General features: G+C 70.0%; 7 protein-coding genes and 1 pseudogene. 2 read left to right on the forward strand and 6 right to left on the reverse strand.

What is annotated here, in order from left to right; all coding sequences use genetic code 11:
• A partial coding sequence (locus HA630_RS26615; RefSeq protein WP_166836258.1) for a double zinc ribbon domain-containing protein occupies window positions 1-175 on the reverse strand: 175 nt, incomplete at its 3' end.
• A gap of 273 nt (window positions 176-448) precedes the next feature.
• Window positions 449-1,390 (reverse strand): DMT family transporter, encoded by a 942-nt coding sequence (locus HA630_RS17225; protein WP_166836259.1) that lies wholly within the window; start codon window positions 1,388-1,390, stop codon window positions 449-451.
• Between the two features lie 100 nt (window positions 1,391-1,490).
• Here HA630_RS17225 and HA630_RS17230 point away from each other — a divergent pair, with 100 nt between their 5' ends.
• The gene (locus HA630_RS17230; protein ID WP_166836261.1) at window positions 1,491-2,486 is read left to right on the forward strand and encodes a quinone oxidoreductase; all 996 of its coding nucleotides are present in this window, start codon (window positions 1,491-1,493) and stop codon (window positions 2,484-2,486) included.
• A 16-nt stretch (window positions 2,487-2,502) separates the two neighbouring features.
• On the opposite strand, the gene HA630_RS17235 is transcribed toward HA630_RS17230, so the two are convergent.
• The 4 genes from HA630_RS17235 to HA630_RS17250 form a co-directional block, all read right to left on the reverse strand.
• Window positions 2,503-2,928 (reverse strand): hypothetical protein, encoded by a 426-nt coding sequence (locus HA630_RS17235; protein ID WP_166836256.1) that lies wholly within the window; start codon window positions 2,926-2,928, stop codon window positions 2,503-2,505.
• Window positions 2,929-2,977: 49 nt separating this feature from the next.
• Window positions 2,978-3,487: a signal peptidase II gene (gene lspA, locus HA630_RS17240; RefSeq protein WP_166836263.1), complete on the reverse strand. Its 510-nt coding sequence runs from the start codon at window positions 3,485-3,487 to the stop codon at window positions 2,978-2,980.
• Window positions 3,488-3,499: 12 nt separating this feature from the next.
• The gene (ileS, locus tag HA630_RS17245) at window positions 3,500-6,388 is read right to left on the reverse strand and encodes an isoleucine--tRNA ligase (RefSeq protein WP_166836265.1); all 2,889 of its coding nucleotides are present in this window, start codon (window positions 6,386-6,388) and stop codon (window positions 3,500-3,502) included.
• Window positions 6,389-6,523: 135 nt separating this feature from the next.
• Complete coding sequence (locus HA630_RS17250) at window positions 6,524-7,645, reverse strand: bifunctional riboflavin kinase/FAD synthetase (protein ID WP_166836267.1); 1,122 nt, start codon at window positions 7,643-7,645, stop codon at window positions 6,524-6,526.
• 163 nt (window positions 7,646-7,808) lie between these two features.
• Between HA630_RS17250 and HA630_RS23765 the strand changes: the two are divergent.
• A pseudogene (locus HA630_RS23765) lies at window positions 7,809-7,954 on the forward strand (HNH endonuclease); the annotation flags it as partial.

The raw sequence follows: 7,954 nt of genomic DNA on the forward strand, positions 1-7,954 counted from the left end.
TGGGCGCTGCCGGCGGCGTTTGCAGGCCATGCCCGCACCCGGCGCAGAAGCGGGCTTCGGGCTTGTTGGCCACGCCACAGGCGGGGCAGGCGCGGGTCAGTTCGGTGCCGCAGCTTTTGCAGCGTTTGGCACCCGGGCGGTTTTCGGTGCCGCAGTCAGGGCAGACGGGGGTCATGGGCGACCTCGTAAATTCAGGGCAAAGCGGGGGGCGTGGGCCGCCCGGCAGGGGCCGGGGGCGCGCCAGGGGCAGGGCCGTGCGGCAACGGCCGGCGTCGGGCCGCGGTCCATCAGCAGCGGTGCGTGGAACGGGGTCAGGGGTGCAGAGACACGGGTTTCCTCCCTTGAAAACGTGGGGTGCGACGGCCTCTGGGTTGCCTCTGTGTCTGGGCGGGCCTGGTGTTTCACAATTGCTTACGTCACATCAACATCATAGTACCGGATGATGGCGTCAAGGCCGCCGCGCCGACGACACCACGATGCCCAGCGCGATCAGGCCGAAGGCCACCGCGTGGAACAGCCGGGGTGGCTCACCCAGGAAGGCCGCCGACATGAGCGCGGCAAACAGCGGGGTGAGGTTGCTGAAAAAAGCGGCGATGGTGGGTCCGGCCCGCTGCACCCCGGTGCCCCAGCAGCGGTAGGCCAGCAGCGACGGCCCCAGCGCCACGAACAGCAAAATCGCCGCCAGCGCCCAGCTCCATTGGATCAGGGGCGCGCCGGTCGGGGCGGCCAGCTGGGTCAGCCACAGCCATTCGCCGGCGGTCAGCAGCCCGGCCCAGCCCAGGCCCAGGGTGGTCTGGGCCAGCAGGAAGGCGGCCCAGTCGCGGCGGATTTCCGGGGCCTCGTTCTGCCGCGTCAGCAGCCAGCTGTAGCAGGCCCAGACGAAGGCCGCCAGCAGCATCCAGGCGTCGCCGGGCACCAGTTGCAGGTGGCCGAGCTGGCGCCAGTCGCCCTGGGTCAGCACCACCACCACGCCGGTCAGCGACAGCACCGAGCCGAGCACCGCCTGGCGCCGCACCGGCGCGCGGAAAAACAGCCGCCCCACCACCAGCATCCACACCGGCATGCTGGCGGCCACCAGCGTCACGTTGATCGGGGTGGAGGTTTTCAGCGCCAGGTACTGCAGCATGTTGTAGCCGGCCACCGCGAACAGCCCCAGCCAGGCGAAGCGGCGCCAGTCGCGCCACAGCGGGCTGCCGCGGCGCAGCACCCAGCCGGCCAGCGGCAGCAGGATCAGGAAGGCGATGATCCAGCGCAGCAGGTTGAAGGTGACCGGGGGAATCCAGGGCGCGGCGATGCGCCCGACCACCGCGTTGCCGGCCCACATCAGCGGGGGAATCAGCAGCAGCAGGGCGGTCGACAGGCTCAGCGGGGCGGGGTGTGGGGCAGACATCCGCCCGAATGTAACAAGCCCGGCGGGGCCGCGTGGGGCGCGCGACAGCGCGGCGGTCGCATTCGTGGCACCATGCACGCCTCAAACGACAGGAGACCCCATGCCCCCCATCCCCAGCCGCGCCGTCCGCATCGAGCAGGTCGGCGGTCCCGAACAGATGCAGCTCGTCCCGGTCAGCGTGGGCGACCCCGGCCCGGGCGAGGTGCGCATCCGCCACCACGCCATCGGCCTGAACTTCATCGACGTGTACCAGCGCAGCGGGCTGTACAGCCTGCCGCTGCCCCTGCAGCTGGGCATGGAAGGCGCCGGCGTGGTCGAGGCGGTGGGCGAGGGCGTCACCCATCTGCGCGTCGGCGACCGCGCCGCCTACGCCGCCAACCCGCCGGGCAGCTACTGCGACGTGCGGGTGATGCCGGCCATGAACGTCTGCCGCCTGCCCGACGCCATTTCCTTCGAGGCCGGCGCGGCCATGATGCTCAAGGGCCTGACCGCCCAGTACCTGCTGAAAAAGTGCAAACCGGTCGAGGGCCTGGCGCCGGGCGACTTCGTGCTGTTCCATGCCGCCGCCGGGGGCGTGGGCCTGATTGCCTGCCAGTGGGCGCGGGCGCTGGGGCTGCAGCTCATCGGCACCGCCGGCTCCGACGCCAAGTGCGCGCTGGCCCTGGCCAACGGCGCCGCCCACGCCATCAACTACACCACCGAGGACTTTGTCGCCCGCGTCAAGGCCATCACCGGCGGGCGCGGTGTGAAGGTGGTGTACGACTCCATCGGCAAAGACACCTGGGAGGGCTCGCTGGACTGCCTGGCCCCCTTCGGCCTGCTGGTGACCTTTGGCAACGCCTCCGGCCCGGTGCCGCCGTTCGCCCCGGCCATGCTCGCGGCCAAGGGCTCGGTCTACGTCACCCGCCAGACGCTGTTCAGCCACATCACCAGCCGCGAGCGCACCCAGGCCATGGCCGACGACCTGTTCGGCGTCGTCGCCAGCGGCCAGGTCCAAATCCATGTGGACCAGCGTTACCCGCTGGACCAGGTGCAGCAGGCCCACCGCGACCTGGAGGCGCGCAAGACCACCGGCTCCACGGTGCTGCTGCCCTGAGGCGGGCCGGGCCGGCTCAGCGGCCGGCCCGTTCGCACCAGTAGGCGAGTTCGTTCAGGCGCACCGGTTCGCGCACCACCTGCAGGCCGGTGAAGCCGTGCGGCCCGGTGTGGCCGCCGGGCACCGCGTAGCGGGCCTGGTGCAGCAGGAAAGGCGTGCCGGCGAACACGCCGTAGGTGTTGATTTCCACCCCGGCCCCGGGCTCCGGCGGCAGCCGGTTGACCACCTCGAACGCGAAGGATGCGCCTTCGATCTGCGGCGCGGGGGGCTCGCCGTGCGCGGCCGGCGCGATGGTGAAGCTGCGGCTGGCGCCGGCGTAGGCCAGGTGGCAGGTGACGGCCTGGGCCGAGGCCGGCGGCACCCAGGCCACCAGGGCCGCCACGCCCAGCAGCGCCAGACAGCACTGGCGCAGCGGGGCGGCGGGCAAGGGGCGGTGGCGCATGTTCAGCACATCTTAACCGCGCGCCTGTCGTGGGCCTGACCCGCCGGGCTCAGCGCGCCCGCCGCACCCGAAGGATTTCGTCCAGGACCAGCCCGATCGCCCCGGCCGTGATGCCCATGTCGGCCACGTTGAAGGCCGGGAAGTGCCCGCCAGGGAACAGCGGAGCCAGAAAGCGCCAGTGGAAGTCCAGCATGTCCACCACGTAGCCGTGCAGCAGCCGGTCCAGCACGTTGCCCAGGGCACCGCCCAGCAGGCAGGCCAGCGAAAACGCGAACAGCTTTTGCCCGTGGTGCGAGCGCAGCATCCAGACGATGAACACCGCCGTGCCCAGCCCCACCACCGTGAAGAACCAGCGCTGCCAGCCGCCGGCGTTGGCCAGGAAGGAAAACGCCGCGCCGCTGTTGTGCACCCGCACGATGTTGAAGAACGAGGTGACGACCGTGCCCTCGCCCAGCCGGTAGTTGCCCAGGATCAGCACCTTGGTGAACTGGTCCAGCAGGAAGATGGCGAAGGCCAGCCCCAGCCAGACCAGCATGCCGCGGGACGAAGGTTTGGCCATGCGCTGCCGTCCTCAGGCCACGGTGCGGGTTTCGCCCGTGCCGTGCAGGTTGCTGGTGCAGCGGCCGCACAGCTCCGGGTGGGCCGGGTCGTGGCCCACGTCGTCGCGGTAGTGCCAGCAACGGCCGCATTTGGCCGCGGTGGCCGGGGCCACCTGCACCGCCACCTCGTTGCCCTGTTGCACGGTCACCTGCGAGACGATCAGCACGAACTTCAGGTCGTCGCCCAGGCTGTGCAGCAGGGCCAGGTCTTCGGCGCCCACGGTCAGGGTGACGTGCGCCTGCAGCGACGAGCCCAGCTGGCCGGCAGTGCGCACGTCCTCGATGGCCTTGTTGACCAGCGCGCGCAGTTCCAGCACCCGGGCCCACTTGGCCAGCAAGGCCTCATTCGGCGTTTCCAGCGGGAGATAGGTTTCGGTGAAGATGCTGGGCGAGCCGTTGACCGGGGTGCCCACCAGCGCCCAGGCCTCTTCGGCGGTGAAGCTCAGGAAGGGTGCCATCCAGCGCAGCATGGCGTGGGTGATCTGGTGCAGCGCGGTCTGGGCGCTGCGGCGCGCCAGGCTCTTGGGCGCGGTGGTGTACAGGCGGTCCTTCAGCACGTCCAGGTAGAAGGCGCCCAGGTCTTCCGAGCAATACACCTGCAGCTTGGCCACCACCGGGTGGAACTCGTAGGCGTGGTAGTGGGCCAGCACCTCGGCCTGGAACTGGGCGGCGCGGCTCAGGGCGTAGCGGTCCACCTCCAGCATCTGCTCGGCCGGCACCGCGTCGGTGGCGGGGTCGAAGTCGCTGATGTTGGCCAGCAAGAAGCGCAGCGTGTTGCGGATGCGGCGGTAGGCGTCCACCACGCGGGCCAGGATCTTGTCGTCGATGCCGAGGTCGCCGGAGTAGTCGGTCGCGGCCACCCACAGGCGGATGATTTCGGCGCCCATTTTGGAGCTGATGGTCTGCGGCGCCACCACGTTGCCGACCGATTTGCTCATCTTGCGGCCCTGACCGTCCACGGTGAAACCATGGGTCAGCAGGCCCTGGTAGGGCGCGCGGTCGTACATGGCGCAGGCGGTGAGCAGCGAGCTGTGGAACCAGCCGCGGTGCTGGTCGTGGCCTTCCAGGTACAGGTCGGCCTCGGGGCCGCTGTCGTGGCCGCTGCCGGCGTGGCTGCCTTTGAGCACCGTGGTGTGGGTGGTGCCGGAGTCGAACCACACCTCCAGGATGTCGGTGCTCTTGCTGTAGCTGGCCGGGTCGGCGGCGTCGCCGATGCGCGCCAGGATGTCGGCCACGTTCAGTTGGCTCCAGGCCTCGATGCCGCCTTGCTCCACCACCGCGGCGGCCAGGTCCACGATCTCGGGCGTGCGCGGGTGCGGCTCGCCGCTGTCCACGTGCAGCAGGAAGGGCAGGGGCACCCCCCAGCTGCGCTGGCGGCTGATGCACCAGTCGGGCCGGTTGGCGATCATGTCGCGCAGGCGGGTGCGGCCGTTTTCGGGGTAGAAGCGAGTGTGCTCGATGGCGTCCAGCGCCAGTTGGCGCAGCGTCTTGGCGGCCTTGTCCTTGGTGAAAATGCCGTCGCCCTCGTCCATGCGCACGAACCATTGGGCAGCCGCACGGTAGATCACCGGCGTCTTGTGGCGCCAGCAGTGCGGGTAGCTGTGGGTGATGGTGGCGGTGGCGAACAGGCGGCCGTGCTCGCGCAGCGTGTCGATGATGACCGGGCAGGCCTTCCAGATGTTCTGGCCGCCGAACAGGGGCAGGGCCTCGTCGTACTGGCCGTTGCCTTGCACCGGGTTGAGGATGTCGTCGTAGGCCAGGCCGTTGGCCACGCAGCTGTTGAAGTCGTCCACGCCGTAGGCCGGCGCGGAGTGGACGATGCCGGTGCCGTCGTCGGCGCTGACGTAGTCGGCCAGGTAGATGGGGCTGAGGCGGTCGTAGCCGGCGTCCACGTGGGCCAGCGGGTGGCGGAATTTCAGACCACCCAGGCGCTGGCCGGCGGTGGTGGCCAGCACGGTGCCGCTCAGGCCGTAGCGTTCCAGGCACTTCTCCACCAGCGACTCGGCCAGCACCAGCAGGCCGCGCTCGGTCTGCACCAGGGCGTAGCTCAGCTCGGGGTGGGCGTTGAGCGCCTGGTTGGCGGGGATGGTCCAGGCGGTGGTGGTCCAGATCACCGCGAACATGGGCTGCGCTTGCAGGCCGGTGGTGTCGGTGTGCGGCAGGCCGCTGTGGCCAAAGAAGGCGTGCAGCAGCTGGGCCGGTTCGGCGCACAGGAAACCCACGTCCAGCGTCTGGCTCTTTTTGTCCTGGTATTCGATCTCAAATTCGGCCAGCGAGGAGCCGCAGTCGAAGCACCAGTACACGGGCTTGAGGCCCCGGTAGACGAAGCCGCGCTCCATCACGCGCTTGAAGGCGCGGATTTCGTGGGCTTCGGTGGCGAAGTCCATCGTCTTGTACGGGTTGTCCCACTGGCCCAGCACGCCCAGGCGCTTGAAGTCGGCCATCTGCTGCGCGATCTGTTCGGTGGCAAAGGCGCGCGCCTTGGCCTGCATCTGGTCGCGGCTCAGGTTGCGGCCGTGCAGCTTTTCAATGGCGTTTTCGATCGGCAGGCCGTGGCAGTCCCAGCCGGGGATGTACTGCGCGTCAAACCCCGCCAGCTGGCGCGCCTTGACGATCATGTCCTTGAGCACCTTGTTGACGGCGTGGCCGATGTGGATCTGGCCGTTGGCGTAGGGCGGGCCGTCGTGCAGGATGAACTTCGGAGCCCCTTTGCGGGCCTCGCGCAGGCGCTGGTAAATGCCTTGTTCTTCCCACTGCTGCACCCAGCCCGGCTCGCGCTGCGGCAGGTTGCCGCGCATGGGGAAGGGGGTGTCGGGCAGGTTCAGCGTGGCGCTGTGGTCGGCAGGTTTGGCGTCGGACATGGCGTGTTCCGGAAGGGGGTTCTCGACAGGCTCGGCCCGCGGGTGCAGGAAGGGGATTCGGTGGGCCCCCACCCCGAGCCGGTCCAGGGGTGGGCGGCGGGCGCAAGCCGGCGTGGGCCGCTTGCGGGGCGGGCGTCAAATTCGGTCGCGCGTGGTCTGGCGGCGCAGGGCGGCGTGGCTGCCGTGCAGGGGGTGTTCACCGCCTGCGGTGCGGGCCGCAAACCAGGCGCGCGCGTCATCGCAGTCTTTGGCAATGCCCTGGGTCAGGGCGTCCAGACTGTCGTACTTCAACTCGTCGTGCAGTTTGTGCAGCAGCTCCACCCGCACGATTTTACCGTAGGCCTCCCCCGGCGTCGGGGCCTGGGCCAGGGCGCACCGCACGCGCTCGGGCCAGTCCAGGCAATGGGTTTCCAGCAGCACGCGCCCGCCGTTGACGTCGCCGGGGTCGAGCGAGGGGCGCACGCCCAGGTTGGCCACACCGGTCAGCGGCGGCGCGTCGGGGGCAGGGTCCAGCCCATGCACCTGCACCGCGAAGATGCCGCTGGCCGCCGGTTTCCAGTGCGCAAAGCGCAGGTTCAGGGTGCGAAAGCCGTCGCCCGCACCGTCGCGGCTGGCGCCCAGTTCGCGGCCCAGCTTGCGCCCGTGCACCACGTGGCCGCTGATGCTGTAGGGGCGGCCCAGCAGGGCGGCCACGTCGTCCATGCGGCCTTCGGCCAAGGCCTCGCGCACGGCCGAACTCGACACGCGCAGGCCGTGCACCTCGTAGCTCATCATCCGGGCCACGTCAAAGCCCAGGGCGGTGCCGGCGGCGTCGAGCATGGCGTAGTCGCCCTGGCGCCCGGCGCCAAAGCAGAAGTCGTCGCCCACCAGCACGTAGCGCACGCCCAGGGCGCGCACCAGCACCTCGTCGATGAAGGCCTGGGCCGGCAGGCGGGCCAGGGCTTCGTTGAAAGGCAGCACCACGCACTGGTCCACGCCGCAGGCGCGCAGCTCGTGCAGCTTGTCGCGCAGGGTGGCGATGCGGGCCGGGGCCAGGTCGGGCTGCTGGAACTTGCCGGCGAAGTAGTCGCGCGGGTGCGGCTCGAAGGTCAGCACGCAGCTGGGCACGCCGCGGTGGCGCGCCTCGTTGTTCAGCAGCGCCAGCATGGCCTGGTGGCCACGGTGCACGCCGTCGAAGTTGCCGATGGTCAGGGCACAGCCGGCGCCGCCGTTGCGTTGCCAGCGCAACAGGTTGTCCAGGCCGCGGAGGATTTTCATGGGTCGCGTGGGGAAACGGGTGGTTCTGTCGTGAAGCCGACAGCAAAGCGCGCTATATTGACACAAGTTGATGCATCCACCCGTCCACCGTGTCGCCACGGGGCGGGATGAGCGAATTCTGTGGTTGGGTGCCCCCCGGGGCGTTGCGCGCGGAGGTCGGTCGGTGAAGGTGTTGAAGTTGTCGGCCCAGGGCGTGCCGCAGTCCTGGATCAGTCTGGAACAGGCGGTGCTGTCTTACGCGGCCGACGAGGTGCGCTGGGAGATGGGGCAGCGCGTGGCGGTCTTTCACGGCGGGCACAACGCGGTCAC

This window comes from Aquabacterium sp. A08, from assembly GCF_011742065.1.

Bases quoted from the DNA above. Each gene is read 5' to 3' on its own strand.
- HA630_RS17225 (WP_166836259.1), bottom strand. From the start codon at position 1,390: ATGTCTGCCCCACACCCCGCCCCGCTGAGCCTGTCGACCGCCCTGCTG.
- HA630_RS17230 (WP_166836261.1), top strand. From the start codon at position 1,491: ATGCCCCCCATCCCCAGCCGCGCCGTCCGCATCGAGCAGGTCGGCGGT.
- HA630_RS17235 (WP_166836256.1), bottom strand. From the start codon at position 2,928: ATGCGCCACCGCCCCTTGCCCGCCGCCCCGCTGCGCCAGTGCTGTCTG.
- lspA (WP_166836263.1), bottom strand. From the start codon at position 3,487: ATGGCCAAACCTTCGTCCCGCGGCATGCTGGTCTGGCTGGGGCTGGCC.
- ileS (WP_166836265.1), bottom strand. From the start codon at position 6,388: ATGTCCGACGCCAAACCTGCCGACCACAGCGCCACGCTGAACCTGCCC.
- HA630_RS17250 (WP_166836267.1), bottom strand. From the start codon at position 7,645: ATGAAAATCCTCCGCGGCCTGGACAACCTGTTGCGCTGGCAACGCAAC.